Source organism: Alteromonas naphthalenivorans (assembly GCF_000213655.1).
Lineage (GTDB): Bacteria > Pseudomonadota > Gammaproteobacteria > Enterobacterales > Alteromonadaceae > Alteromonas > Alteromonas naphthalenivorans.
On record NC_015554.1, the window covers coordinates 902609 to 929506 of the forward strand.

Here is a 26898-nt window from a genome sequence, read left to right on the forward strand (position 1 = left end):
TTTGAAAGCGGGCGACGAAATTGATGCTACAGGCAACCTAGTTGCTTCTAGTTATTGCAACGCCAAATTGAACATAAATAAAGATGTAGTCGCTATCACTCCTAACCTCAGAAGTTATTTGTTTGAATGGGGATTACACATATTTTGTTGGACAGTGTGCATATTTATGTCGGTTAAAGTTTGGCAGTTGGAGCCAAACCTTGATTCGAAAACCGAATTCGTTATTGTCGTGTTTACACTGGGGGGACTCTTTAGTTTAGGTACGGCCTTTATATGCAGAAGAAGCAGAAGAAAATTCTATTTTGACCTAAACGAAAGAGTGCTGAATGTCGGCAGTTCGAATAGCCCGAAAACTAAAGTTGCTTTTGATTCGTTTGAAAAGCTTCTGCTTGTTACAACTCGAATATATAGTACTGAGTCGCCACTCACTTGTTTTGAACTAAGCGTTCTAACCAATAACCAAAAAAGAGTTGTTTTAATGTATCACAGTGATTATCACCAAATCCAAAATGATTCAGATGTACTCGCTGAAATACTGGGATTAGAAGTGGAAAGTCTAGAGGCTTGACACCACCAATAATTAGTTTTGCTCACATTAAAATGATTGCAATTGCAGTAAAGTTGCTTGTTTAAGTTAACCAATATACACCACAATGAGTGTCGCAGGGATAGAGATGAGAAAGGGACAATTAAACTTACTTTTACTCACTGGTTTATGTTTTTCAGCATTTTTTCTCAAGACTAATGCAACAGAGCTTGATAAAAACTGTGTCATAAATATTTTAAATCGTACCATTCAAGTAAGTGAAGATGGTGGCTGGGCTTTACCAAACGTTCCTTCCAATATGGGGCAAATCAGAGCCAGAGCGACCTGTAAACTGGAAGATGGCCGCACCGTCTCTGGTCAAAGTGATTATTTTAATGTGGTACGTAACGGCATTACAAAAGTTGGTGATATCAAGTTTGAAAAATTGGATCCTATCCCCGTATCATTGCGTTTTTCGACAACGGATACGCTCCTTCTAGACAATCCAAAACAAACCTTCCCTTTAACCGTCACTGGTTTTTTTGCCGATGGCAGTGTAGATGACTTAACTGCAGGGGACAAAGGAACAAACTACTCAAGTACAAACGAGACGATTGCTTCTGTTAGTACAGACGGTGTGGTTACAGCTAGAGCTAATGGTGTTGCACTCATAAGTGCTAGGAAGGATGGCGTGCTAGCAAGCCGTCGAGTAGAAGTCAGAATCGGTGGCGATATGGATTCAGACGGAATTCCGGATGATGCAGAACGTGCGCTTGGACTTAATCCAAATGACCCAATTGATGCGTTAGAAGATCACGACAACGATGGGTTATCGGCGCTCGAAGAGTATCAGGCGGGTACCAACATTTTTGAAGCCGACACAGATGGTGATGGTCTTACTGATTTAGAAGAACTTACTGGTGGAACGAATGGTTTTGTTACTAATCCGCTTTTAGCTGACTCCGATGGAGATGGTATTTCTGATGGACTGGAAATAGCCGGTGGTTCAGATCCGAATGATTCAGAAAGCGGCAATTTGACAGACTATCTTGATTTCATAACGGTATCCCCAGAGAACTTACTCCTAACTTATAATGCCATTGATGGTGAAGCTAGCGGCAAGCTTTCTGTCACAGGCTACATGCTTGACGGCACTTCTGTAGATTTAACTCAGCAATCTAGTGGTACTCGCTATACTACCGACGATATAACCATTGCTAACTTCGGCTTATCAGACGGCGAAATTTTTGCGGGTCAATCAGGCGAAACGACAATAACGGTGACCAACCGTGACGAGAGTTTCGTTGTTAATGTGACGGTGACTCAGTTCGATCCAGTTGTGCAATCTACGGTGTCTATTCCGGGCTACGCAAATAATGTCGATATTCAAGGTAACTTAGCTTATATAGCCGCTGGCGATTCTGGGCTGCAAGTGATTAGCGTCGTAGATACCTTGAATCCTGAAATCATTGGAAGTGTAGATACACAGGGTATTAGCATCGATGTTAAAGCAGTTGGATCCTACGCTTATTTGGCTGACGGTTCTGAGGGTGTGCAAATAGTAGATATATCTGAACCTGAAAACGCGAAAATTGTATCAAAACTTGACACTGCTGGCACTGCGCAAGACTTATCGGTAAAAGGAGACTTCGTTTTTGTTGCGGATGGCTCTGCCGGTATCGAAATATTCAATGTTGCGAATCCTAACAAACCTTTTGCAATTGGTTCTACCGAACACCTTACCGATGTAAAAGGTATTGCTGTAGAAAACAACTTTATGGTCGCCGTGGGTGGAACAACGTTATCCTTATTTGATATTGAAGACCCATCAGCGCCATTACACCTTTCTTCGGTTAATATCGGCACAGTTAAAGACGTCGAAATCAGTAATGAATATGTTTATGTTGCAGCTTACAGCACTGGCTATCGTATTTATAAGATCACGGATGCTGGAATGTTGGAACTCAAAGGCGGAGACAGGACCTTCGTTCCACGCGATGTTGCGGTGACAAATGGCTTTACCTTTTTTGCTGAGCAATTATTCCCAAATGTTGTTGCTTATGTGAATACTAAAAATCCTGACGAACCATTCTTCCAGGATACGATCAATCTTTCTCCTTTAGGTGATTACGCAGGTACCGGTATTGCGCTTAACGCAACCCATGCTTTTATTACAGAAGAAAGATATGTTGTGGGCTCAGACTACAAAGCGACGGGCGATACGAAACTGTTTATCGCGCAATATAGAGAGCTAAACGATGCGAATGGAATACCTCCAACTGTCTCGCTAGTTGAGCCTGCAACAGACGGCGTTACAGTTGAAGGTGCAAGACTAACGTTAACTGCAGATGCACAGGATGACATTGCCGTTGGCAAAGTCGATTTTTATGTCAATAATTTGCTCGTTGCACAGGACACTACCTATCCGTATTCCGTTCCTTTCACTGTTCCTCAGAATGTTGGAAATATTGCGGTTAAAGCAGTAGCAACAGATCTGGGCTCTAACAGTACAACAACGGTTACCGTTACGCTTGAAGTGCAAAATGATGAAGACGGTGACGGTCTCGGTGATGAAGAAGAAGCTAACACCTGGATGACGGACGCCAATAACCCTGACACCGATGGGGATGGTCTGATAGACGGGGAAGAAGTAGCGCGTGGGATTAACCCTAACAATCAGGATTCCGATGGCGATGGCAGAAAAGACGGCGATGAGGTTGCAGCAGGTACCGACCCAGCGAACCCCGATATTATTGCGCCTACCACAGTTGCAACTGAGCCGACTACTGATGAAACTGAGGTGGCGGAAAACAGTGCTATTATTGTTACTTTTTCAGAGGCTCTATCGCGTAAGTCTGTCAACGCTAATTCTATCCGTGTGTATGGAGACGGTGGAGTACCAGTTCCGGGTAATGTTAAGTTAATTGGCGGTGATACGCAGGTATTGTTTACGCCTAATGCACTAATGGCAGATTACACAGTGCATGAAGTTGTTATCGGTATTGTAAAAGACACTGCAGGTAATCCGTTGGCACAAGAACAACGGTTTACTTTCGAAACCGGAAATACTGTTGATACAGTTAGACCAACTGTTAGCAATATTAACCCAGTTCACAACGCAAAAGACGTTCCCGTTAATATTGCATTAACTGTGGTGATGAGTGAACGGATCGACCCGGAAAGTGTAACCAGTGATAGCTTCTATATCGAAGATAACTCGACAAGGGAACGTATTGAAGGGTTAATAGATGTTAAGGACGATAGCACGACTATCACTTTTACCCCTAATGCGGCGTTTCTTGTAGGAAGGCAACACAGAATATATTTGAGAAGTGGAATTAAAGACCTCTTTGGTAATTCCATGTCTAACCGTAATTACTATTTTACTACAGCGTTTGATGCTGATGGTGTTGCTCCACTGATCAGTAGTATTAGTGTTAATGAAGGAGAAACATCTGTACCTGTTAATGCCAGGTTGAATGTGAGGTTTGATGAAGCGATAAACAGCTATTCAACTAAGAACATACAACTCTTTAAGAGTGATGAAATTGTTGCAGTAGACCTTACCAATAGCAGTGATCTGCGCACAGCAACCTTAAAGCCTAAGTTAAACTTGGAGCCTGAGACAGGCTATACCCTAGTTGTTGATGGTATTTCTGATCTTAGTGGTAATCTGCTTGAATCTGCACAATCAACTTCTTTCACCACAGGTACTCAAACTGATACACAAACAGGGTCATTGATGAGTTACAGCCCGAAAAGTGGTGCAACGGACGTGGCATTGAATGCGACGATTACGGCAGACTTCAGTGAGCGTATTGACCCGACATCACTGACCAGTGAGTCATTCAGGTTGTATAACAATACGGAAAAACGCAATGAGGCTGCGACATTGAGCCTAAGTGCAGACGGTAAGCGTGTGACGTTAACCCCGGATGTATTGTTAGAAGAAGGGCATCATTATTACGTGTATATCAGTTGGGGTAGCTACCTGAAGGATATCGCAGGTAATAACGTGGGCAGTTATCATCAGTATACGTTTACGGCAGGTGTCAGTGAAGACGCGCAGGCGCCGAGTGTGATAGCAAACAACCTGTCGCAAGGGTTAACGGATGTGCCAGTGAATGCCCCGGTGAGACTGTTTCTGGATGAGACGTTAGCGGCACACTGTGTGAATGAGGAGACGGTATCGCTCCAAAATAGTACAGGTACAGTATCGGGCAGTGTGGCACTGAGCAGTGATCGCAGAACGATTACGTTTACGCCGGATGAATATCTGGTGGCGGGTGAAGATTATGAGCTACTTGTTGCGGGTGTGTGTGATGTAGCGGGTAATGAAGTTGCTGAGTATCGCATGGACTTCACAGCCGATAGTAGCGGCAGTGTTGATACTGCCTACCCAAGAATAAGCAGTGTTACACCGACAAACAATACATCAGATGTATCAGTTAACACAGCGATTGTGGTGACCTTTAACGAAGCAGTCGATGCACTAAACATTAATGATGCAGTGCGAGTTCAGGTGAATGGCCAAAGTGGTTATGTAGCGGGTGACTATCAGGTAGAAGGCAGCGTGGTGACGTTTACGCCAAGTGAGCCATTACCGGGTAGTACACAAATCAGAACAAGTATTTACTACGTCAAAGATAGAGTTGGAAATAGTGCATGTTGTTGGAATTATTACTTCACAACAGAAGACGAGCTTGATACTACGGCACCAACCGTAAGCAGTATCAGTCCGGCAGACGGAGCCATGGATATAGGAGTAGGTACGCCAATCGTACTAAGCTTCAATGAATCGTTAAATGCAGCTACGGTCAACAGTAATCACTTCAAGTTATATTCAGAGGGCAGCATTATTACGCCGAGCGTTTACCGCTCTGCAGACAGTAAAACAATCACCTTGCGTGGCACCTGGCCAGCCGGAAAGTCACTGTCAGTAATCGTCACGGACGATGTGCAGGACTTAAGCGGTAATGCAATGGCGGATTATGTCAGCCTATTTAGCACAGCAGTGGTAGATAATGACAACGGTAGGCCAAGTGTCTCACGCCTATACCCGAACAGTGGTGCCAATAATGTACCGAGTGTTGGCAGTATAGTGATGTACACCTCAGAGCCAATGGATGAAAGTTCCTTACATGATGCTTTCCATGTAGCGGAAAACGGTGTACTGGTAGAGGGACAGATTACGCTGTCAGCATCAGGTCAGGCAATCGAATTCACACCGGATGAAGCCTTTGTAGAAGGTGCACTCGTTCATGTTTATCTGGATAGCACAGCGCGTGATGATTCAGGTAATGCGATGAACCATTATCAAGGTCAGTTCCGCATGGCGACAACTACGGCAACAGCAGGGGTGCGACCAACGCCTAATGCTTATCTGCCAAGTAACGGTTTAACCAATGTGTCGCTAAATCCGAGCATGCGTATCGTTTATAACCAAGATATGGATGAGACTACCATTACTGATGAATTCATTGTGATGCGCAACAATGATGGCAGTGCCTTTCCGGCTACGATAAGTCTGGCAGATGATTTACGTACAGTGGAAATCACGCCGCAATCACTCTTATCGGCTGACAGTTACTATTATGTGAGTCTGTCAAGTAACATTCTGGATACAGATGGTGACCGTCAGTACTGGAGTCGCAGTTATGGCTTCACCACAGGTGAAGTAGCGGTAGAAGACTTGCAGGCCCCACGAGTAACTGCGATGAGTCCGGCAACGGGAATGGAAAACGTGGCATTGAATCCGCGTTATCACGTGCGCTTTGATGAAGCGATTAACCCATACAGCTTCGAACGCATAGCAGATATGAGTATCTCGTACAGTGCAAGTAATACCGAAGTGTTGTACCACCGTTACTCACCATTATCAGAGAGTACGGAACACACAGAAACAATTACACAGGTAGAAGACTTGTCGGGCAATAAAGTTGTTTCACACAGTGAAACCTTTACAACCGGAACAGGACCAGACCTGACCAGTCCGAATTACAGTACTTATTTACCCTACTCGAACAGTACAGTTGCAGTAAATAGTAGTGTGATCTGGGTAATGAACGAGGTTGTTGATCCACTCACGGTGAACAGCAGCACCGTATATGTACGAGATGTAAACAATGGTTCGGTTCATGTCGCGGGTAGTGCCAGTATTGGTCAGGATGGCAAGACAATAACTTGGGTACCAGACAATGTACTGACAGCAGGTCGACGGTTTAATGCACGGCTCGGCGGTGTGGCGGACATCAGTGGTAATACAAACTCATCAGATAGCTTCTACTTCTATACCAGTTTGGAAGAAGATACAGCAGCACCAGTTGTAACAGGCACATCAGTGCACGAAGGCTTAACCGACGTGGCGGTAAATGCCCGAGTGAGAGTGAAGTTTAGTGAAACGATAAGTCATTTATCACTGGGTGGCATTACCCTGACTCATAACGGTGAGCAGATTGCGGTAAATCGTGCACTGGATAGCTCACATGCGCTGGTCACGCTCACCCCGGTGACCCTGCTTCCGGCGGGTGAGACGCTAAGCTTGAATGTAAGCGGTGTGAAAGACCTGGCAGATAACGTGCAGGTAGAAGACATCAATATCAACTTCACAACAGAGCTGGGTATCGATACACAAACAGGGTCATTGATGAGTTACAGCCCGAAAAGTGGTGCAACGGACGTGGCATTGAATGCGACGATTACGGCAGACTTCAGTGAGCGTATTGACCCGACATCACTGACCAGTGAGTCATTCAGGTTGTATAACAATACGGAAAAACGCAATGAGGCTGCGACATTGAGCCTAAGTGCAGACGGTAAGCGTGTGACGTTAACCCCGGATGTATTGTTAGAAGAAGGGCATCATTATTACGTGTATATCAGTTGGGGTAGCTACCTGAAGGATATCGCAGGTAATAACGTGGGCAGTTATCATCAGTATACGTTTACGGCAGGTGTCAGTGAAGACGCGCAGGCGCCGAGTGTGATAGCAAACAACCTGTCGCAAGGGTTAACGGATGTGCCAGTGAATGCCCCGGTGAGACTGTTTCTGGATGAGACGTTAGCGGCACACTGTGTGAATGAGGAGACGGTATCGCTCCAAAATAGTACAGGTACAGTATCGGGCAGTGTGGCACTGAGCAGTGATCGCAGAACGATTACGTTTACGCCGGATGAATATCTGGTGGCGGGTGAAGATTATGAGCTACTTGTTGCGGGCGTGTGTGATGTAGCGGGTAATGAAGTTGCTGAGTATCGCTTGGCGTTTACCACTGAAAACACGGGTGTAGTGGATAATTCTTACCCAACCCTTACAGCTATGACGCCAGCACATAGCTCAACAGGCAATGCGGTTAATGCGCCTATCGAGATGACTTTCAGTGAGCCACTTGATATTAGAAATATTACGTCTAATCATTCAGGTGGTGAGATTCGAATTTATTCGGGGTCAAATTATTACGACGGTTTTTTCTCATTCAATGGTGATGTCGTTACCTTTTGGCCGACCAATCCGTTGCCGCAAAATACGCAAATTACGATTTATTTACGATATATTAAAGACCGCGTTGGAAATTCATATTGTTGCAGAAGTTATTCGTTCACAACGCAAACCTTGTAAGTCGTTTAAGGAAAGACAATGGAAACAAAAAAAAACAGAGTCATAGTAGTAAGTGTCGGTGTCTTAGCTATAGCGGCACTGGGTTACCTGTTTTTCAGCGAAAATAGTGAACATAGCGAAAATCTGCAATCACTTGCTGGTAATGAAAAATTTGATGAACAGTCCATAGATAAGAACAGGGATAGTAATATCGTAAATGTTCCTGTGGAGTATCCTGATTATCGTCCGAAAGTTGCAGAACAAAATGCGAGTGCTAGCACCGAGAAGAACAACGCTAATGTCGATGCTATGCTACAGGAATCTGAAGAGAAGCTTGTTGCAGCTATTACTTCTTTCAACGATGTACTAGATGATCCAACAGCGCAAAGAGAAATAATAGAACAAAACCAGGAAGCACGTGAAGCAAAGAAAAAGGCTATCCTGCAGAAGCTAAAGAATGGAGACTTGTAGCAGTATGAAGTACCTAATACTCTTTTTAAGTATTTTGTTGGGGTATAGTGGTTTCGCTAAAGCAAATGACACAAACGAACTAAACGCAAAAATAATCCCTACCCCAGAGGTTTATAGTGACTTTTTAATAGAGCCTTGGAAACCGAGTGCACCCAGCGTAATTGTGTTTAAAGATCCCAATTGTGGTTATTGCATTCGTGCACTGAAGGCGCTAGATAAATACAAAGACTACAATGTGTTTATGTTTTGGTCTCCGATCTTGGGTGATTACAGTGACAAACGTGTTGCAGCTATTATGGAGTGTGATGATCCGATTAGTCAGGGCGTTTTTGATGACGTTATTACTCGCAAGCCAATTGAATGCAAAAGTTCGGATGCCCTCAACCACGAACATTTTAGGTTGCAACAACTGAATAAAGAAATTGTTCAAAATTACAACCCTCAGTCAGTGCCTTCTTATTATTTCGGCGGGCAAAAAGTATATCTGAGCTCGTTGAAAAAGTTCAAGCAACAACTCACCAATGGTATTACACCAGTACAACTGGATTGGGCACGATATGAAACATTGCGTTTAAAACAGAGTGGAAATCAAGGGTTAGCTAACGCAATCCTATTTGTATCTAATGAGTTGTCTACCAATAAGAGTCTCATTTCTTCACTGGAAAATGACTTTCGTTACAACTGGCATCTTGCGCAGAGTACTTGTGAAAACAAAAATTGTACAAAAGACGAAGAATCAAATCGCTCGGCAGAGCTGAGACTATTAATGGATGTACCAGAAGGTGCTCAAATTGCTTTAGCGATCGATGGTATGGTTATTCAATCAGAACGCATCAACCAATATCTAAGCAATGACTCTATTAATGCGATCAATGTTCTTTAGTTAATCTGTCCTAGCTCGGACCTGATCTGACAGTTCCCCAGTGTTTCTAGGGGCATCGTCAGATTAGATTTAAGCTAAATTATTTTCAGCCCAATTCTGTTTCCCACCAATTAATTTTTCCATTGGCGTTCTGCCACAGCATATTTTCCCTTGATGAGATTGTTCACTATTGTAATAATTCAGCTACTCGTATATATCTTTCTGCAACATCTCCAGCGAATCATAAATTTTCTTGCCGGATGTGACCGGATAAAACTCGTTGAGATTGGTTTTGTGGAAGCGTTCACAGATCCCATTAGTCTGTGGATGACACTCTATTGATAGAATATGACTCAATTCTATCGGCACGATATGATTACCAAGAGAAATTTGCTCGGGAGTGAAATTGCCACCTAACTTGGTAATTAAACTAACCCAAATAAACGCATTACCCGCGATCGGCTATATTAGGTGCTTAGATAGAAAAAAATACGAGGCTGCTAAAACACTACGGCTTGGCCCCTCGCCCATGCTGCGTGAGCATTCCAGATTCGTTAGAAACCATTCCTGCTTTGGAATGGAAACGACAAAATACTTGACTAAATTACTAGGTCTTATACTTGACCAATTTAGTCAGGTATGTGAAAATTCTTGCTATATTAATAGCGGGAGGATTCTATGAAATTAACATCTAAAGGGCGCTACGCAGTAACGGCAATGCTTGATGTAGCATTGCATTCGACACGCGGTCCTGTGCCTCTCGCTGATATCTCTGAACGCCAAGCTATCTCGCTATCTTATTTAGAACAGCTTTTCTCTCGACTACGTAAAAACCAGTTAGTCGATAGTGTTCGTGGGCCAGGTGGTGGTTATTTACTAGGGCGCGATGCTGCCAATATATCAATTGGTGAAGTTATTCGTGCGGTAGATGAATCTGTAGATGCCACCCGTTGCCAAGGTCAAGCGGATTGTCAAAGTGGCGACCGTTGCCTAACTCATAGTTTATGGCAATACTTAAGCGATCGGATAAGTTCCTTTTTGAACGATATTACCCTTGGCGAATTAATGGCCAAGCGCGATGTTCAAGAAGTGGCTGGGCGTCAAGATAAAAGCGCCTCCCTTCGTAATGTTGCCAACGATATCGAAGTTAGCTTTCAGTTATAACAACAGTTTTAGAGAATGTTTTAGTCGCTTATGTCTCGTTCAACACCTATTTATTTAGATTACGCCGCTACCACGCCTGTCGACCCAAAGGTTGCAGAAAAAATGGTGCAGTGCCTGACTATGGATGGCAATTTTGGCAACCCAGCTTCCCGTTCGTATCGTTTTGGTTGGATGGCGGAAGAAGCGGTAGACGTCGCCCGTAATCAAATAAGTGATGCACTGAACTGCGACCCGCGAGAAATCGTATTCACCTCGGGTGCGACAGAATCAAATAATTTGGCCATTAAAGGTGTAGCAGAAGGCTATGTGAATAACGTTAAACATATCATTACCGTTAATACCGAACACAAAGCTGTTTTAGATACGTGTGAATACCTTGAAAAGCAAGGTTTTAAAGTGACTTACCTAGATGTGGATACGTCAGGTCTTGTTTCACTTTCACAGCTTGAAGCAGCAATAACTACCGACACCATTTTAGTGTCAGTAATGCACGTGAATAACGAATTAGGTGTTGTTCAAGATATTAGCGCTATTGGTGAGCTTTGCCGTGCTAAGAACATCCTGTTTCACGTAGATGCGGCGCAGAGCGTGGGTAAGCTTCCCATTGACTTGCAAGCATTGCCAGTCGACTTGTTATCTATTTCAGCGCATAAAATTTATGGTCCGAAAGGCATGGGCGCCTTATACGTTCGCCGTCGACCAAAAATCAATTTAGCTGCCCAAATTCATGGTGGCGGACACGAACGGGGTATGCGTTCAGGCACGTTGGCAACACACCAGATTGTGGGGATGGGCGAAGCGATACACCTTGCCTATCAACAGTTAGAGAATGATACCGCCCACATTAGCAAGTTGAAAACCGCGTTGTGGGAAGGGCTAAGCCAGTTAGATGATATTTACCTTAATGGCCATGAAACTCAGCGAATAGCGAACATTTTAAATGTGAGTTTTGGTGGTGTGGATGGGGAAAGTATGATGATGGCGATGAACGATATTGCGGTATCGTCTGGCTCTGCCTGCACATCGGCAAGTTTAGAACCCTCATACGTATTACGCGCCATTGGAAGAAGCAGTGAACTGGCTCACGCTGGAATACGTTTCAGTATAGGCAGGTTCACCACATTAGATGACATCACTTACGTCATCAATAAAGTGACAGATGTTGTTACCCGTTTGCGTGAGGCGACTGTATTGGCCGCAAGCCGATAGCACATTTTATTGAACGTTATCGTAATTACCGATTGGTATGATATTTAATTTTTATTTAATTGGGCTGTTGAATATTTGAGTGAAATACTCAGGTATTATATAATACGGCTCCAAAATTTTAGGCTGTCTAGATATTCGATAGGAATATCGCAAATACGTTTTGGCAAATACGTAAGTAGCTAAAACGGCAACGTGACTTACTGGCAAGACCGAGAGGCCAGTAGTGAAGGCAGCGAACGCAGGCAAACAAGTGAGATCCCAACATGAGTGAACAGATCGAACAGGCGTTAGAAAGAAAGTACGATGCTGGATTTTATTCAGAGATCGAATCTGAGACTTTTGAAAGTGGCCTCGACGAGTCAGTAATTCGCCGTATTTCAGCAATGAAAAACGAACCAGAGTGGATGCTAGAATGGCGCTTAAAGGCGTATCATTCGTGGCTTGTAATGGAAGAGCCTGATTGGGCCCATGTCGACTACCCTAAAGTTGACTATCAAGCTATCTCTTATTATTCAGCGCCAAAGAGTATGAAAGATAAGCCTCAGTCACTTGATGAAGTTGATCCTGAACTACTGCGTACCTACGAAAAGTTAGGTATTCCGTTGCATGAACAAGAGATGCTTGCGGGTGTTGCTGTGGATGCGGTATTTGACTCAGTTTCAGTGGTAACGACTTTTCGAAGCAAGTTAGAAGAGGCGGGCGTTATCTTTTGCCCTATCTCTGAAGCACTTGTGAAATACCCAGATTTAGTGAAAAAGTACATCGGATCGGTAGTGCCGCGCACCGATAACTACTTTGCCGCACTAAACAGCGCCGTATTTACTGATGGGTCATTCGTTTATATTCCTAAAGGCACACGTTGCCCTATGGAGCTTTCTACGTATTTTCGTATAAACGAAATGAACACCGGTCAGTTTGAACGTACGTTAATCGTTGCCGAAGAAGGCAGCTATGTAAGCTACCTAGAAGGCTGTACTGCGCCTCAGCGTGATGAAAACCAATTACACGCTGCTGTGGTTGAATTGGTTGCTATGGATGATGCCACTATTAAGTACTCTACAGTACAAAACTGGTACCCAGGTGACGAAAACGGTAAAGGCGGTATTTACAACTTCGTGACTAAGCGTGGTATTTGCCATAAAAACGCAAAAATTTCTTGGACTCAGGTTGAAACCGGTTCAGCGGTTACGTGGAAATATCCAAGCTGCGTGCTTAAAGGCGATAACAGTGTAGGTGAGTTTTACTCAGTGGCGTTAACCCGTGGTAGGCAGCAAGCCGACACCGGTACCAAAATGATTCACCTTGGTAAGAACACGCGCTCTACCATTATCTCTAAAGGTATTTCAGCAGGTAACAGTAACAATGCGTATCGTGGATTAGTGCAGATGGGCCCTCGTGCCGATGGCGCGCGTAACTTCACAGAGTGTGACTCGCTGTTAATCGGCGATAAATGCGGCGCACATACGTTCCCATATATCGAAAGTAGAAATCCAAGTGCCATTGTTGAGCACGAAGCAACAACGTCGAAAGTAAGCGACGAGCAGTTGTTTTTGTGCCAGCAACGTGGTTTAGACACAGAAAAATCCGTTTCCATGATTGTTAACGGTTTCTGTAAAGAAGTATTCAAAGAGCTGCCGATGGAATTTGCCGTAGAAGCCGGCAAGCTGCTCGAAATTAGTCTTGAAGGTTCAGTGGGGTAATCAATGCTTAGTATCAAGAATTTACATGCCAGCGTAGAAGAGAAAAACATCATTAAAGGGCTTAACCTAGAAGTTAAGCCAGGTGAAGTACACGCTATCATGGGCCCTAACGGTGCCGGAAAGAGTACCCTTGGTTATGTGCTTTCTGGCCGTGACGGCTATGAAGTTAGCGAAGGTGAAGTAACACTGAACGGTAAAGATTTACTCGATTTAGAAGTGGAAGAACGTGCCCGTGAAGGTTTGTTCTTGGCGTTTCAATATCCAGTAGAAATTCCAGGCGTAAGCAACATGGAATTCATGAAAGAGTCTGTCAACGCCATGCGTGAACAGCGCGGCGAAGACCCGCTTACTGCTGCAGAGTTTTTAAAGAAAGCGAAAGAAGCCTGCAAGCAAGTGCAATTGCCACTAGATTTCTTAAAACGTGGTGTTAACGAAGGCTTCTCTGGTGGTGAGAAAAAACGTAACGAAATCATGCAAATGATTTTGTTAGAGCCAAAGCTTTGTATTCTTGATGAGTCTGATTCAGGTCTAGATGTTGATGCACTTCAAGTGGTTGCTGATGGTGTAAACAGCCAACGTGATGGTGAACGCAGCTTTATCGTAGTAACTCACTACCAGCGTTTGCTTGATTACATCAAACCTGACTTTGTACACATTCTTGCTGATGGCAAAATTGTGAAAAGTGGTGATGCATCTCTGGCACTAGAAGTAGAGAAAAGCGGTTATGCCTTCTTAGGTAAAGCCTACGAGGAGGCTGAAGCATGAGTCAATGGCTAGAACAGGTCATTGATGGGGCAGCGCTAGATGATTATCTGGCGCCCGTGCGTCAGCAGGCCTTAACACAATTAAAAAACGATGGTTGGCCGAAACGCCGCAACGAAAGCTGGATCAATACGCCACTTACGCCCGTTGAAAAGCGTAACGTTGCTATTGCTACTCAGGCTGACAGCGTACCTGTGCCAAACATCGATAACCTAAACGCGTTAGATATCGTGTTTGTCGATGGTGTGTTAGTTACGCAAATTAACACGCTAGACGTGCCAGAAGGCATGGCAATTACATCGCTAAATGTTGACGATGCGGCTACACAGCAAGCCATTGCCAGTGTGTTCGGACAAGTGAAGCCAACACGCCATTTATTTGGTCGCGTTAACGATGCACTTTGTCAGCACGGTGTTTTCATTAATGTGGCAGATGGCGCAAAAGTAACCAAGCCTATTCGCATAGTGAATTTAGCGACTAAGAACGTGGATGCACATACTCGGGTATTGGTTAAGCTAGGTAACGCATCAAGCGCGGTTATCATTGAACAAGGTTCAGGTGATACCGATAGCCTTACCACCGCATTCGCAGAATACGATATTGCTGACGATGCGCACTTAGAGCATTACCGCTTTGCTATGTTCACAGGCAGCGCCAAGCAACTTGGTGGTAGTCACTTTATGTTGCACGACCGCTCAACCTTAAATAGCACCCTAGTGGGCTATGGCAGTGAGTTGTCTCGTTTAGATGTAGATATGCATCATGCCGGTGAATTTGCTAACGCTAAAATGAACGCGATTTATTTGTTGGCTGAAGGTGAGTTATTTGATTTACATTCAACCATTGAGCACGCCATGCCTAACGGCACCACAGAAGAAAATGCACGTGGGATTGTGGGTGATAAAGCGCGCGCTGTGTTCAATGGCCGTATTCACATTCACCGTGACGCACAAAAGACCTTGGCAGAGCTTAACAACCGTAACTTATTGTTGTCTCGTCGCGGTGTTATCAACACCAAACCTGAACTTGAAATTTATGCTGACGACGTGCGCTGTGCTCACGGTGCAACAGTGGCAGAAATTGAAGGTGAAGCGCTTTATTACATGCTGACTCGCGGCGTACCGCGCAGTAAAGCCTTAGTGATGTTGAACTTTGGTTTCATACAAGAGCTAATTAACGATATGCCAAATGCGGCTATCCGCGATTGGTTACTTCCTGTGCTAAGCGAGCGCTTTGCACACATGGAGGTTAAATGAGCTTAGACGTTGCTGCGCTTCGCGCCCAGTTTCCAATCCTTGCTAAAACGGTAGATGGTAAGCCATTGGTTTACCTCGACAACGCGGCTACAACACAAAAGCCGCAAGCGGTGATTGATGCCATTGTCGATTTCTATACGAACACCAATGCAAACGTGCATCGCGGCGCTCATCATTTATCTGATGAAGCAACCCGACGTTATGAAAATGCGCGCACGAGTGTAGCGGGCTTCATTAACGCCAATGCGCGGGAAGAAGTGATTTGGACCAGCGGGACCACTGAAGCCATTAATATTGTGGCCAACGGGTTGGGGCAGTTGCTTCGCGAAGGCGACCAAGTCATGGTGACAGAACTAGAGCACCACGCGAACTTGGTTACGTGGCAGCAAGCGTGTCGACGTTCAGGCGCAACATTAAATATTGTGCCTGTGTTCGATAACGGCGAGCTCGATATCGACGCTTTCGATAGACTCTTAACACCTAGCACCAAAATGGTAGCGTTTCCGCATGTATCAAATGCATTAGGTACGGTTAACCCTATTAAACTGCTAACGGAAAAAGCGAAAGCAGTAGGTGCATGGGTGTTAGTGGACGGCGCGCAGGGCATTGCTCACGGCGGCGTTGACGTACAAGACATAGGTTGCGATTTTTACGCTTTCTCTGGGCACAAGCTATTCGGACCTACTGGTATTGGTGTTTTATGGGGCCGTAAATCGGTGCTAGAAGACTGGCCAGTATGGCAAACCGGCGGTGAAATGATTAAAGACGTGTCTTATCATGAGGCCACATGGGGCGAATTACCGAATCGCTTAGAAGCGGGTACGCCTAATATTGCGGGCGCTATTGGTTTAGGTGCTGCTGTTGACTGGTTTAAAAATCTTGATATGGCCGCATTACATAACCATGAACAAGCACTATTAAGCTACGCCACTGAACAAGCACTTGCCTTTGAAGGTATGCGTTTAATTGGCACTGCGCCTAATAAAGTGGGTGTTTTAAGCTTTTTATTAGACGGTGCGCACCCTGGTGATGTTGGGTTTATTCTTGACAGGCAAGGCGTAGCAATAAGAACGGGCGATAACTGTGCTCAGCCGCTGATGAAGCGCTTTGGTATTCCAGGCACTGCTCGTGCATCGTTCTCAATTTACAACACGCTTGAAGAAGTGGACAGCTTATTTGCTGCACTTAAGAAAGCGAAAATGATGTTGGCCTAAGGAGGCACTATGAGTGTTGAAACATTTGTTCCTAGCACAAAGCTTATTACCTTGAGCGACAGCGCCATTAAGCATTTTGAAAGCAAGCTTAAAGACAAGCCGGGTCAGTTAATTCGCTTGTCTACCCGTGTAAGTGGCTGTACCGGTTATGCATACGAACTTGATTTTGCTGATAGCGCGAAAGACGGCGACGAAATCGTAGAAATTTCACCAACCCTTCGTGTTGCGGTATCAGAAGATGCTGCCGAGCTAGTACGTAGTACAGAAATTGACTACGTAACTGAAGGCGTGAACGGCATTATTAAGTACAACAACCCGAATGTGGTTGATGAGTGTGGTTGCGGCGAAAGCTTCAACGTTGGCTAACTGCAATATTAAGAAGTTATAGCATGAAGCAGAAGATGGTGGTGACAGAACGAGAGTGTAAAGCACGTCTTGTTCCCGCAGGAAACCCTGCAACCATACCAGAAGGTGAGTTTGTTACGATCACGCAAGATTTAGGCGGAAACTACACGGTTACGTGGCGTGGCAATATGTACCGTATTGACGGCACCGATGCCGATGCAATTGGCCGTAAAGCCCAAGTACTTAACTTCGCTGAGCCCGAAGATGGCAAAGTGAGTGAACAGCAGGTGTGGGATGCGCTTGAAACTATCTTCGACCCTGAAATACCGATTAACTTAGTATCGCTAGGGCTTATCTATAAGGTTAACGTTAATCAAGATAGCGGCGAAGTTGATATTGATATGACGCTAACTGCGCCAGGTTGTGGCATGGGGCCGGTATTGGTAGGCGATGTTGAATATCGTGTAGCACTCGTTCCCTTCGTTACGGCTGTAAATGTAGAGTTAGTATTTGACCCAGCGTGGTCAAGAGAAATGATGAGTGAAGAAGCGCAGCTAGAAGCGGGTCTTTTCTTTTAATAACACAGGATTATTCATGGCATTACCCTCTACTGAAGAAATAATTGATGATTTAGCGTTTTTCGATGATTGGGAACAGCGCTATCAATATATTATCGATTTAGGTAAATCTGTGCCTGGTTTGCCAGAAGACAAGCGCACGGCAGACAGACTGGTAAAAGGTTGCCAAAGCAGTGTGTGGCTGGTTGAATCTTACGACAATAACCTAATTACCTTCGAAGTAGACAGTGACGCAGTGATTGTTCAAGGCTTATTAGCGTTAGTTTTGGCGGCTTATAATAATAAATCGCCGAAAGATATTCTTGAATTTGATATTGATGGCTATTTCGAAGCGCTAGATTTAGAGCGCCATATTACGCCGACGCGTGGAAATGGTCTTCGTGCAATTGTGTCTAAAATTCAACATCTTGCTAAAGAAAACAGTTAGTTAGATAAAAATTGGGTGTAGGCGTTAGGTAAAGTTAAGTGTAATATGCGTCCATAACCAAGTGCGTCATAAACGCTGTCATAATAGTGTCACCGTTATCACGTGTAGTAGAGCGCCATGGGGTGTTGAAATCGCCGCTGGTCAAGCCGTTAATAATTGCCTATAATTCGCGGCCAAAAATTCATAAGACTTAAATTTGTTTGGAGAAAACAATGGCTCTAGAGCGTACTTTTTCGATTATCAAGCCTGATGCGGTAGCTAAAAACGTTATCGGTGCAATTTACAACCGTTTCGAATCTGCTGGTCTTCGCATCGTGGCATCTAAGATGATCCACATGAGCAAAGAACAGGCTGAAGGTTTCTACGCAGAACATAAAGAACGTCCTTTTTTCGGCGCTCTAGTTGATTTCATGACATCTGGCCCAGTAATGGTTCAGGTTCTTGAAGGCGAAAACGCTGTTGTTAAAAATCGTGAAATCATGGGTGCAACTAACCCAGCTGATGCTGCTGCTGGAACACTTCGTTCTGACTACGCTGCTTCAATTGATGAAAATGCATGTCACGGTTCTGATGCACCAGAATCAGCTGCACGTGAAATTGCTTACTTCTTCTCTGAAGAAGAGATTTGTCCTCGTACGCGTTAATCGCAAACGACCGAATCTAAAAAAACGAGGCTTCGGCCTCGTTTTTTGTTTCTGTAAGTCTATTTTTTCAGCTTTATCGTCCGGCCTCTAGTTTTGGCTAGCTTCGTCAAGAAGCCGCAACAATGTAGCAAGTTACACCCTGTATTTAGTCTGTGGGTTACGCTTTTTCTACTTGAACAAGTATGGTAAAATCCGCGCAAATTTTGAACGGCTTTGGTCTATGACTTTTGACCGTTTTGGGCGTAACGTTTTTCTTAGCAGTATTGCTTCTGCTTACGTCCTACAAGTGAACGGCTTTTCACTACTTTTGCTTTAAGAGTAACTCGTTATCTAGAGGCTCTCGATAGAGGCTCATGAAGCTTTAGCTTTATAACCCAAGTAGATTTAGAGCAGCATGGATTCGAACCTCCTAATGTCCGTTCGCGTCATCATATTAGCAGTACAAGGCAATAGCCTTGAATAGGTAAAAGGGTCATCATTTTATGGCAAAGACAAATTTGTTAAATCTTAATCGCGAAGGCTTGCGTAATTTCTTCAAAGAAAAAGGAGAAAAACCATTTCGTGCCGATCAGGTAATGAAATGGATTTATCAGCAGGGCGAAAGCGATTTTGAGAAAATGAGCAACCTTAATAAAAACCTGCGCGCTATGCTGATAGAGCACTGTGAAGTGAAAGCGCCAGAGATTGCCTATTTCCAAGAAGCTAGCGATGGCACCATTAAGTTTGCGTTAGCGCTTGAGGGCGGTCAGGAAGTGGAAACGGTATGGATCCCAGAAGCTGACCGTGCAACGCTGTGTGTATCGTCACAAGTAGGCTGCGCCCTTGAATGTACGTTCTGCTCTACCGCTCAACAAGGTTTTAACCGTAATTTGAGCGTGAGTGAAATTATAGGTCAAGTATGGCGTGTAGCCACTTTTCTTGGCTTATCAAAAGATACCAGCAAACGTCCCATTACTAACGTAGTTATGATGGGCATGGGTGAGCCTTTGCTTAACCTTAAAAACGTGGTGCCAGCCATGAACATTATGTTAGATGATTTTGGTTTTGGCCTTTCTAAGCGCCGCGTAACGTTAAGTACCTCAGGTGTTGTACCTGCACTTGATATGCTGGGCGATCAAATTGACGTGGCCTTGGCGATTTCATTACATGCGCCAAATGACGAGCTGCGCAATGAAATTGTACCAGTGAATAAAAAATACAATATTGAAGCCTTTTTGGCTGGCGTACGCCGTTATCTTGAAAAATCGAAAGCTAATCAAGGTCGAGTGACGGTTGAATACGTTATGCTTTCACATATTAACGACAGCACCGACCAAGCGCATGAATTAGCGAAAGTATTGAAAGATACACCGTGCAAAATAAACTTAATTCCATTTAACCCTTACCCGGGTTCACCGTACCTTTGTTCAAGTAATTCGCGTATCGATAGATTCTCAAAAGTTCTTATGGATTATGGGTTTACCACTGTTGTACGCAAAACACGAGGCGACGATATCGATGCGGCTTGTGGGCAATTAGTAGGTGATGTTGTAGACAGAACTAAGCGATTATTAAAAAAACAGGTGAAGGGCGAAGCGATTTCGGTAAAAATGGCCCAATAATCATTAAGATATTAGGGTAATAACATGCGAATAGGATTGATAGCAGCTGTAATCTTTTTAGCGGGGTGCGTAAGCAACTCGCAACCTGGGAGTTACAATAGTAACTTTGACCGCCAGGAAGCTGCTAAAACTCGTATGTCTTTAGGGTTAACCTACCTTAAAAACAATAATTATAAACAAGCTAAAGTGAATTTAGACCAAGCGTTGGAGTACGATCCGCGTTCGGCTGAGGTCAACTATGCAATTGCTTACTACTATCAACTGGTAGGGGACGTTAAGCGAGCAGATGATCTCTATCAAACGGCAATGTCGTTAGCACCATATAACGGTGATATCGCAAACAGCTATGGCGCGTTCAAGTGTCAAGATGGTGATTACGAGGACGCTAAGGAGTATTTCCTTAAGGCCGTGAGTAATCAACAATATGCTAATTCAGCAGAAACTTACGAAAATCTCGCCTTATGTGCACAAAGCCAAGGCAATGTTGATGATGCTATTACCTACTTTCAAAGTGCTCTTAAACACCAACCCTTACGTGCTAAAAGTTTATATTTACTGACAGAGCTTTATATTGCCACCGAGCAGTGGACATCAGCGAAGTACACGTTAGACAAGTACCAACGCGTTGCTAAACCTTCTCCCGATTCCTTATGGTTGTCCTTTGAAATACACCAAGGAACAAACGACTGGGAAGGGGCAAAAGAAGTAGGGTATAAATTATCAACCTTATTTCCTGACAGCCCGTATACAGCTGACTATAAGAATATTCTTGCGCAGCATACGCCTCAGGTTGAACGAAAAGTAAAAGGGGAAGATACTAATGCTGATACAGTATCTAACTCAGCACATGCGAATACAGAAACAAAAACGGGATTGTCTTCCCAGCAAGCGCAATTCCACATAGTAAAGGCGAACGAAAACCTTTATCGTATTTCTCTGAAGCATAACATTAAAATTACCTCGCTGAAGGAGTGGAACAACATTGAAAATGCTGGCTCGATTTTTGCCGGTATGAAGCTTTGGTTAGTACCACACAACATGCAAGGGGAATAGGAAGTCGAATGGTGTCAGAACAACAAACGACTGAAGAAGCAGGTTTAGCACAAGAATCTACCGTGCCAAGCCCAGGTAAAATGCTTCGAGAGCGACGGGAATCGCTAGGGCTAACGCAGCAGCAAATTGCTGACAAGCTTTTCTTGAAAGTCACTCAAATCAATGCCTTAGAAGAAGATGCTGTGGATAAAACCACCTCTATTACTTTTACAAAAGGCTACGTAAGAAACTACGCAAAACAACTAGGATTAAATGCCGAACATGTTGTTGCTGCCTTCGAGCAATATCATACAAGTGTAGAACCACCGGCCAAACTGCAGAGTTTTTCTCGTCGTGTCGCTAAACAGACACACGATGATCGCTGGATGATGGTTACCTATATTATTTTATTGCTGATAATCGGTGGCATTGTAGCGTGGTGGGTTCAACAACCTAGTGATGAAGCTATCGTTGAAGCGCCTAATCTTGAAAAAATTAAAGAAGAAGCTGCAAACACCCCCATTCCTCAAGCAACTAACCGCACTAATTCGGGTGTGTTAACCGGCGGGAGTACTAATACAGCTACAAGTACTAATACGGGCACTGATACGCAGAGCACAGTGCTTCCTCAATCTATCGATGGTAATAGCAACGTAAACAATAGCGTTGTGCCTTCACCATCCAATAATCAAGGTAATAGCAGTTATACAGATGATGAAAGCTTACCGCCGTCTGCAGGTATTAATGAAAGTAATAACCTGACTGCATTGGTGAGCGATTCCGACTCCGGTGAAATCCGCTTAGGTAGCCAAGTTGCTAGCAATTCGTCGAGTTCAGGTAGTCAAAGTGGGGCAGTGCCCATATCGATGACATTTACCTTTGATGATGATTGTTGGGTGAACATAAAAGACGCAACCGGTGAGGCAATTGCTTACGGTGTTAAGCAATCTGGCCGTGTTATGGAAATTCAAGGTGTGCCTCCTGTTGCAGTTACACTCGGCAAACCGGATAATGTACGTATATCAGTTAATGGCGACCCCGTGGATATCACGGCCTTTCAAAACGGCCAGATAGCGCGATTCTCGCTTCCTATGTAGGTAATTAGATGTTTGCAGAAAGTCCTATCAAACGCAGAAAGTCCACGCGTATTAATGTAGGTAATATTCCTATTGGCGATGGTGCACCCATTGCCGTTCAATCTATGACGAATACTCGTACCACTGATGTGGCTGCGACGGTCGATCAAATTAATCGTATTGTTGCCGTTGGTGGTGAGATTGTTCGTGTTTCCGTACCTACCATGGACGCTGCTGAAGCATTCAAGGAAATTCGTAAACAAGTAAGCACGCCTTTGGTCGCTGATATTCATTTCGACTATCGCATTGCACTTAAAGTGGCCGAGTACGGTGTTGATTGTTTGCGAATTAACCCTGGTAATATTGGCAATATGGAACGTGTACGTTCCGTGGTTGATTGTGCCAAAGACAAGAATATCCCCATTCGCATTGGCGTAAATGGCGGGTCGCTAGAAAAAGACTTACAAGAGAAATATGGCGAACCTACGCCTGAAGCTTTGGTTGAGTCGGCTATGCGACATGTAGACATACTCGATAAGCTTAACTTCGACCAATTCAAAGTGAGTGTAAAAGCCTCTGATGTGTTTCTGGCGGTTGGGGCTTATCGATTATTAGCGCAGCAAATCGATCAACCACTACATTTAGGTATTACTGAAGCGGGCGGTCAACGTGCAGGTGCAGTAAAAAGCTCTGTGGGTCTAGGTATGCTTTTGGCAGAAGGTATTGGTGATACTATTCGTATTTCACTGGCTGCCGATCCGGTCGAAGAAATTAAAGTGGGTTTCGACATTCTAAAGTCGCTCCGAATCCGCTCTCGCGGTATTAACTTCATCGCGTGCCCGAGTTGTTCAAGACAAGAGTTCGATGTTATCGGTACGGTAAACGCGTTAGAACAACGCCTTGAAGATATTCTAACGCCTATGGACGTTTCTATTATCGGCTGTGTCGTGAATGGTCCTGGTGAAGCTGAGGTATCAGACTTAGGTTTAACCGGCGCCAGAAACATGAGCGGTTTATACGAAGATGGTAAGCGTGTGAAAGAGCGATTAGCCAACGATGACCTTATCGATAAGCTTGAAGCAAGAATTCGTGCTAAAGCAACCCGTATGAGCGAAGCCAACAAAATACAGGTATCGGTGAAAGACTAAGCCTGTACGATTGTTGTTTATCTACAAAGCCCCTATAATGCGGGGCTTTTCACTATTTAGCAGTATGAGAATTTCACGTGGCTAAGACTATTCAGGCAATTCGCGGAATGAATGATTGCCTGCCGGAAGTATCCGGTACATGGCAGAAAGTAGAATCTGTACTCCGTCAAGTGGTGGCCAGTTATGGCTATCAAGAAATTCGCACGCCTATTGTAGAGAGCACTGACTTGTTCAAGCGCTCTATTGGCGAAGTGACCGACATTGTCGAAAAGGAAATGTATACCTTTGAAGACAGAAACGGCGACAGTTTAACCCTTCGCCCTGAAGGTACTGCCAGCACAGTGCGTGCCGGTAATGAGCATGGTTTGTTATATAACCAACAGCAGCGCTTGTGGTACATGGGGCCAATGTTCCGCCACGAACGCCCTCAGAAAGGTCGTTATCGCCAATTCCACCAGTTCGGTGTTGAAACCTATGGCCTTGATGGCCCCGATATCGATTTGGAAGTCATTTTATTAAGCGCTCGACTATGGAAAGCGTTTGGTATTGAAAAGCACGTTACCTTGCAAATTAACTCATTAGGTTCAAACGAAGCCCGTCAGGCCTATCGTGAAACTTTGATTAGTTATTTGAAAGAACGCGCAGATAAGCTTGATGAAGAATCGCTTCGCCGGTTAGAGTCAAACCCACTTCGTGTACTTGATAGCAAGAACCCGAATGTGCAAGCAGCCATTGCTGATGCGCCGTCATTGCTTGATCATTTAGATGAAGAATCTAAAACTCACTTTGACAGCTTATGTGAACGCTTAACACAAGCAGGTATTTCATTTGAAATTAACCCTCGCTTAGTGCGTGGGCTGGATTATTATAATCGCACCGTTTTTGAGTGGGTAACCGAAAGCTTAGGTTCACAAGGCACAGTCTGTGCGGGCGGCCGATATGACGGTTTGGTAGAACAGCTAGGCGGAAAAGCCACACCTGCGGTAGGTTTTGCTATGGGTATGGAACGTTTAGTACTTTTGCTTACCACATTAAGTGAAGACGCATTAGATACTAGTAGTGCTGATGTGTACGTTACCGCGATGGGCGATGATGCTCAGGCTTATGCCTTGGAAGTATCAGAACACCTTCGTGACACCTTGCCTAATGTACGGGTGATGATGCACTGTGGCGGCGGAAACTTTAAAAAACAATTAAAACGCGCTGACAAAACAGGGGCACGTTTTGCCTTGTTGTTAGGGTCACAAGAAATGCAATCACGTGAAGTGGCAGTAAAGCCGTTACGTGATGGTCAAGAGCAACAGACAATCGCTTTTAATGCGTTGTCGAGCACTATTGCCGACCTGCTGAACGCATAATAAGAGGAAATCATGGAACAATTCGCAACAGAAGATCAACAAGTAGAAGCGATTAAACGCTTTTGGAAAGAGCACGGTACCGCCATTATTGTTGGCGCAGCATTGGGGCTAGGTGGCCTTTGGGGCTGGCGTTATTACTCTGATACGCAGATGGCAACCAAAGAAGCGGCATCAGTGGAATACCAAAATGCAGTTGAAACCTATGGTGAAGAAGGTAGCGCAGATAAAATTACCGCCTTTATTAACGCAAACGAAGACTCAGGCTACGCCAGTGTTGCTAGCCTTTTGGCAGCAAAACAAGCTGTAGATGCTGGCGATTTTGACGCGGCTGCATCACACCTAAACCGTGTGGTCACCTTTGCTGAAAATGAAGAATTAAAAGCGCTAGCCGCTATTCGTTTAACACGAGTACAAATTGAAATGAACCAGCTAGACGCAGCGTTGTCTACGCTAGGCAATATTACGAACGAAGCATTTGCTGCTGAAGTATCTGAACTGAAAGGTGATGTATATCAGCAACAAAGTAAATTTGATGATGCTCGTTTAGCCTACTCAGGTGCGCTTGAAAAAAATGCCAACAACCCGTTATTGCAAATGAAGTTAGACAACTTAGCCGTTGCTGCGGGCCAATAAGCTGGTACATAAAAATAAAGAGGTAAGCAATTTGTTTCACAATACGTGTGGCCGTAAGGGCCGATTTGCTCGGGCGATGGGCATGGCATTGGCCATTTCTGTAACGCTTTCTGGTTGTTCTACCGTCTCTGATTGGTTTGCAGATGAAGAAGAGCTCGAAATTCGCCGTTTGAAACCAATCGATGCGAAGTTTACGCCTTCAGTAAAATGGGACAGAGACATCGGCGACGGTGTTGATCATTACTTCTCTCGCCTTCGCCCAGTGTATGCTTACGAAAACCTTTATGCCGCTGACCGCCATGGCAGTGTTGTGGCTATGAACCCAGAGAACGGTGATGTTTTATGGGAACGTGACTTCGCTGTATTCGAAGGTGATGGCTGGTGGGACTCTATTGCACGCCTTTGGCGTAGTGGAGCAAGTGCGCGTATTGGTGGCATTTCCGTTGCCGACAGATTGTTATTTGTAGGCACAGAAAACGGCGTTGTAATGGCACTAGATTACGAAACCGGCGAAACCAAATGGGAAGCGTCTGTTCCTGGTGAAGTGTTAGCGGCGCCTTCTGCTGACGAAGGTATTTTAGTTGTTAATACTGGCGCGGGTACCTTGTTTGGCTTTGATACTCGAACTGGTGAGCAGTTATGGCGACATGAAGGCGATACACCGCCATTAACCCTTCGTGGTATTTCTGGCCCTGTAGCGGCAAACGGCGGCGCCTTGATAGGAACCCCTACGGGTAAGTTGCAAGTTAACTTACTTGAGTCAGGTATTCTTGCTTGGGAAACCGTTATTGCCACGCCAACGGGCGCGACAGAGTTAGAGCGTATTGTTGATCTTGATACCACCCCCGTGCTTTTTGGTGGCACTATTTATACGGTTTCTTACAATGGTACGCTGGCAGCAGTAGAGCTGCGCAGTGGTCGTATTATCTGGAAGCGTGAGTACGGTTCGTATCGCAACCTAAGCATTGAAGGAAACAGTATTTTTGTTGTAGATAACAACTCTAATATTTATGCCCTAGACAGACGAAACGGTGTAGAGCTTTGGTCACAAGGTAGCCTGAAGTCTCGTTCTGTTACTGCGGCAACGCCAGTGGGTGAGCATATTGTTGTTGGTGACAACTGGGGTTTCGTTCATTGGATTGAACAAGAGACTGGCCAAATAGTGGCTCGCGTTGATGTAGGCGGCGATGATGAAGACGATGCTATATACGATGCACCATTAAACGTTGACGGTGTGGTAGTAACCATGACCCGTAACGGCGTAGTGGCTGCCATTTCTACGTTATAGCCTGTTC

General features: G+C 44.6%; 21 protein-coding genes and 1 pseudogene. 21 read left to right on the plus strand and 1 reads right to left on the minus strand.

All coding sequences use genetic code 11. The features are described 5' to 3' along the window. The first annotated feature begins 1 nt into the window (after nucleotide 1). The 4 genes from AMBT_RS03830 (at nucleotide 2) to AMBT_RS03845 (ending at nucleotide 9477) form a co-directional block, all read left to right on the plus strand. A complete protein-coding gene (locus tag AMBT_RS03830; RefSeq protein ID WP_013783269.1) occupies nucleotides 2-568 on the plus strand; it encodes a hypothetical protein in 567 nt (188 codons plus the stop codon). 106 nt (nucleotides 569-674) lie between these two features. Next, on the plus strand, nucleotides 675-8144 hold the full coding sequence (locus tag AMBT_RS03835) for an Ig-like domain-containing protein (protein ID WP_013783270.1): 7470 nt from the start codon (nucleotides 675-677) through the stop codon (nucleotides 8142-8144). 18 nt (nucleotides 8145-8162) lie between these two features. Beyond that, the gene (locus tag AMBT_RS03840; protein WP_013783271.1) at nucleotides 8163-8594 is read left to right on the plus strand and encodes a hypothetical protein; all 432 of its coding nucleotides are present in this window, start codon (nucleotides 8163-8165) and stop codon (nucleotides 8592-8594) included. 4 nt (nucleotides 8595-8598) lie between these two features. Next, on the plus strand, nucleotides 8599-9477 hold the full coding sequence (locus tag AMBT_RS03845) for a thioredoxin domain-containing protein (protein WP_013783272.1): 879 nt from the start codon (nucleotides 8599-8601) through the stop codon (nucleotides 9475-9477). A gap of 69 nt (nucleotides 9478-9546) precedes the next feature. Here AMBT_RS03845 and AMBT_RS22665 read toward each other — a convergent pair. After that, a pseudogene (locus AMBT_RS22665) lies at nucleotides 9547-9786 on the minus strand (integrase core domain-containing protein); the annotation flags it as partial. 348 nt (nucleotides 9787-10134) lie between these two features. On the opposite strand from AMBT_RS22665, the gene iscR reads away from it, so the two are divergent. The 17 genes from iscR (at nucleotide 10135) to bamB (ending at nucleotide 26891) form a co-directional block, all read left to right on the plus strand. Continuing rightward, on the plus strand, nucleotides 10135-10620 hold the full coding sequence (iscR, locus tag AMBT_RS03850) for a Fe-S cluster assembly transcriptional regulator IscR (protein ID WP_013783273.1): 486 nt from the start codon (nucleotides 10135-10137) through the stop codon (nucleotides 10618-10620). A 30-nt stretch (nucleotides 10621-10650) separates the two neighbouring features. Then, a complete protein-coding gene (locus AMBT_RS03855; RefSeq protein ID WP_013783274.1) occupies nucleotides 10651-11829 on the plus strand; it encodes an IscS subfamily cysteine desulfurase in 1179 nt (392 codons plus the stop codon). A gap of 263 nt (nucleotides 11830-12092) precedes the next feature. Continuing rightward, the gene (gene sufB / locus AMBT_RS03860) at nucleotides 12093-13529 is read left to right on the plus strand and encodes a Fe-S cluster assembly protein SufB (RefSeq protein WP_013783275.1); all 1437 of its coding nucleotides are present in this window, start codon (nucleotides 12093-12095) and stop codon (nucleotides 13527-13529) included. Between the two features lie 3 nt (nucleotides 13530-13532). Beyond that, on the plus strand, nucleotides 13533-14294 hold the full coding sequence (gene sufC / locus AMBT_RS03865; protein ID WP_013783276.1) for a Fe-S cluster assembly ATPase SufC: 762 nt from the start codon (nucleotides 13533-13535) through the stop codon (nucleotides 14292-14294). Next, nucleotides 14291-15547: a Fe-S cluster assembly protein SufD gene (gene sufD, locus AMBT_RS03870; protein ID WP_013783277.1), complete on the plus strand. Its 1257-nt coding sequence runs from the start codon at nucleotides 14291-14293 to the stop codon at nucleotides 15545-15547. Before sufC ends, sufD begins: the two co-directional genes overlap by 4 nt. Then, complete coding sequence (locus AMBT_RS03875) at nucleotides 15544-16761, plus strand: aminotransferase class V-fold PLP-dependent enzyme (protein WP_013783278.1); 1218 nt, start codon at nucleotides 15544-15546, stop codon at nucleotides 16759-16761. Before sufD ends, AMBT_RS03875 begins: the two co-directional genes overlap by 4 nt. A 9-nt stretch (nucleotides 16762-16770) precedes the next feature. Continuing rightward, nucleotides 16771-17127, plus strand: a complete 357-nt coding sequence (locus AMBT_RS03880; protein WP_013783279.1) for a HesB/IscA family protein — start codon at nucleotides 16771-16773, stop codon at nucleotides 17125-17127. Between the two features lie 23 nt (nucleotides 17128-17150). After that, entirely contained in the window at nucleotides 17151-17684 is a 534-nt protein-coding gene (gene sufT, locus AMBT_RS03885) for a putative Fe-S cluster assembly protein SufT (RefSeq protein WP_013783280.1), read from the plus strand. Nucleotides 17685-17700: 16 nt separating this feature from the next. Beyond that, nucleotides 17701-18111 carry a SufE family protein gene (locus tag AMBT_RS03890; RefSeq protein WP_013783281.1) on the plus strand — a complete coding sequence of 137 codons (411 nt, stop codon included), beginning with the start codon at nucleotides 17701-17703 and terminating at the stop codon, nucleotides 18109-18111. Between the two features lie 212 nt (nucleotides 18112-18323). Then, on the plus strand, nucleotides 18324-18755 hold the full coding sequence (ndk, locus tag AMBT_RS03895; RefSeq protein WP_013783282.1) for a nucleoside-diphosphate kinase: 432 nt from the start codon (nucleotides 18324-18326) through the stop codon (nucleotides 18753-18755). Nucleotides 18756-19237: 482 nt separating this feature from the next. After that, complete coding sequence (gene rlmN / locus AMBT_RS03900) at nucleotides 19238-20356, plus strand: dual-specificity RNA methyltransferase RlmN (protein ID WP_013783283.1); 1119 nt, start codon at nucleotides 19238-19240, stop codon at nucleotides 20354-20356. Nucleotides 20357-20380: 24 nt separating this feature from the next. Continuing rightward, the gene (gene pilW, locus AMBT_RS03905; RefSeq protein ID WP_013783284.1) at nucleotides 20381-21409 is read left to right on the plus strand and encodes a type IV pilus biogenesis/stability protein PilW; all 1029 of its coding nucleotides are present in this window, start codon (nucleotides 20381-20383) and stop codon (nucleotides 21407-21409) included. An 8-nt stretch (nucleotides 21410-21417) separates the two neighbouring features. Next, nucleotides 21418-22485, plus strand: a complete 1068-nt coding sequence (locus AMBT_RS03910) for a RodZ domain-containing protein (protein ID WP_013783285.1) — start codon at nucleotides 21418-21420, stop codon at nucleotides 22483-22485. A gap of 8 nt (nucleotides 22486-22493) precedes the next feature. Then, on the plus strand, nucleotides 22494-23612 hold the full coding sequence (gene ispG / locus AMBT_RS03915) for a flavodoxin-dependent (E)-4-hydroxy-3-methylbut-2-enyl-diphosphate synthase (protein ID WP_013783286.1): 1119 nt from the start codon (nucleotides 22494-22496) through the stop codon (nucleotides 23610-23612). A 77-nt stretch (nucleotides 23613-23689) separates the two neighbouring features. Beyond that, complete coding sequence (gene hisS / locus AMBT_RS03920) at nucleotides 23690-24970, plus strand: histidine--tRNA ligase (protein WP_013783287.1); 1281 nt, start codon at nucleotides 23690-23692, stop codon at nucleotides 24968-24970. A gap of 12 nt (nucleotides 24971-24982) precedes the next feature. Then, nucleotides 24983-25603, plus strand: a complete 621-nt coding sequence (locus tag AMBT_RS03925; RefSeq protein ID WP_013783288.1) for a YfgM family protein — start codon at nucleotides 24983-24985, stop codon at nucleotides 25601-25603. A 31-nt stretch (nucleotides 25604-25634) separates the two neighbouring features. Then, entirely contained in the window at nucleotides 25635-26891 is a 1257-nt protein-coding gene (gene bamB, locus AMBT_RS03930; RefSeq protein ID WP_083820133.1) for an outer membrane protein assembly factor BamB, read from the plus strand. The last annotated feature ends 7 nt before the right edge of the window (nucleotides 26892-26898 follow it).

What these genes read in the sequence shown, in the direction of transcription:
- AMBT_RS03875 (WP_013783278.1), top strand. Translation starts at nt 15,544, where the DNA reads ATGAGCTTAGACGTTGCTGCGCTTCGCGCCCAGTTTCCAATCCTTGCT.
- AMBT_RS03890 (WP_013783281.1), top strand. Translation starts at nt 17,701, where the DNA reads ATGGCATTACCCTCTACTGAAGAAATAATTGATGATTTAGCGTTTTTC.
- AMBT_RS03925 (WP_013783288.1), top strand. Translation starts at nt 24,983, where the DNA reads ATGGAACAATTCGCAACAGAAGATCAACAAGTAGAAGCGATTAAACGC.
- ispG (WP_013783286.1), top strand. Translation starts at nt 22,494, where the DNA reads ATGTTTGCAGAAAGTCCTATCAAACGCAGAAAGTCCACGCGTATTAAT.
- sufT (WP_013783280.1), top strand. Translation starts at nt 17,151, where the DNA reads ATGAAGCAGAAGATGGTGGTGACAGAACGAGAGTGTAAAGCACGTCTT.
- ndk (WP_013783282.1), top strand. Translation starts at nt 18,324, where the DNA reads ATGGCTCTAGAGCGTACTTTTTCGATTATCAAGCCTGATGCGGTAGCT.
- AMBT_RS03880 (WP_013783279.1), top strand. Translation starts at nt 16,771, where the DNA reads ATGAGTGTTGAAACATTTGTTCCTAGCACAAAGCTTATTACCTTGAGC.
- pilW (WP_013783284.1), top strand. Translation starts at nt 20,381, where the DNA reads ATGCGAATAGGATTGATAGCAGCTGTAATCTTTTTAGCGGGGTGCGTA.
- AMBT_RS03845 (WP_013783272.1), top strand. Translation starts at nt 8,599, where the DNA reads ATGAAGTACCTAATACTCTTTTTAAGTATTTTGTTGGGGTATAGTGGT.
- AMBT_RS03840 (WP_013783271.1), top strand. Translation starts at nt 8,163, where the DNA reads ATGGAAACAAAAAAAAACAGAGTCATAGTAGTAAGTGTCGGTGTCTTA.
- AMBT_RS03910 (WP_013783285.1), top strand. Translation starts at nt 21,418, where the DNA reads ATGGTGTCAGAACAACAAACGACTGAAGAAGCAGGTTTAGCACAAGAA.
- AMBT_RS03835 (WP_013783270.1), top strand. Translation starts at nt 675, where the DNA reads ATGAGAAAGGGACAATTAAACTTACTTTTACTCACTGGTTTATGTTTT.
- sufB (WP_013783275.1), top strand. Translation starts at nt 12,093, where the DNA reads ATGAGTGAACAGATCGAACAGGCGTTAGAAAGAAAGTACGATGCTGGA.
- rlmN (WP_013783283.1), top strand. Translation starts at nt 19,238, where the DNA reads ATGGCAAAGACAAATTTGTTAAATCTTAATCGCGAAGGCTTGCGTAAT.
- sufD (WP_013783277.1), top strand. Translation starts at nt 14,291, where the DNA reads ATGAGTCAATGGCTAGAACAGGTCATTGATGGGGCAGCGCTAGATGAT.
- iscR (WP_013783273.1), top strand. Translation starts at nt 10,135, where the DNA reads ATGAAATTAACATCTAAAGGGCGCTACGCAGTAACGGCAATGCTTGAT.
- AMBT_RS03855 (WP_013783274.1), top strand. Translation starts at nt 10,651, where the DNA reads ATGTCTCGTTCAACACCTATTTATTTAGATTACGCCGCTACCACGCCT.
- sufC (WP_013783276.1), top strand. Translation starts at nt 13,533, where the DNA reads ATGCTTAGTATCAAGAATTTACATGCCAGCGTAGAAGAGAAAAACATC.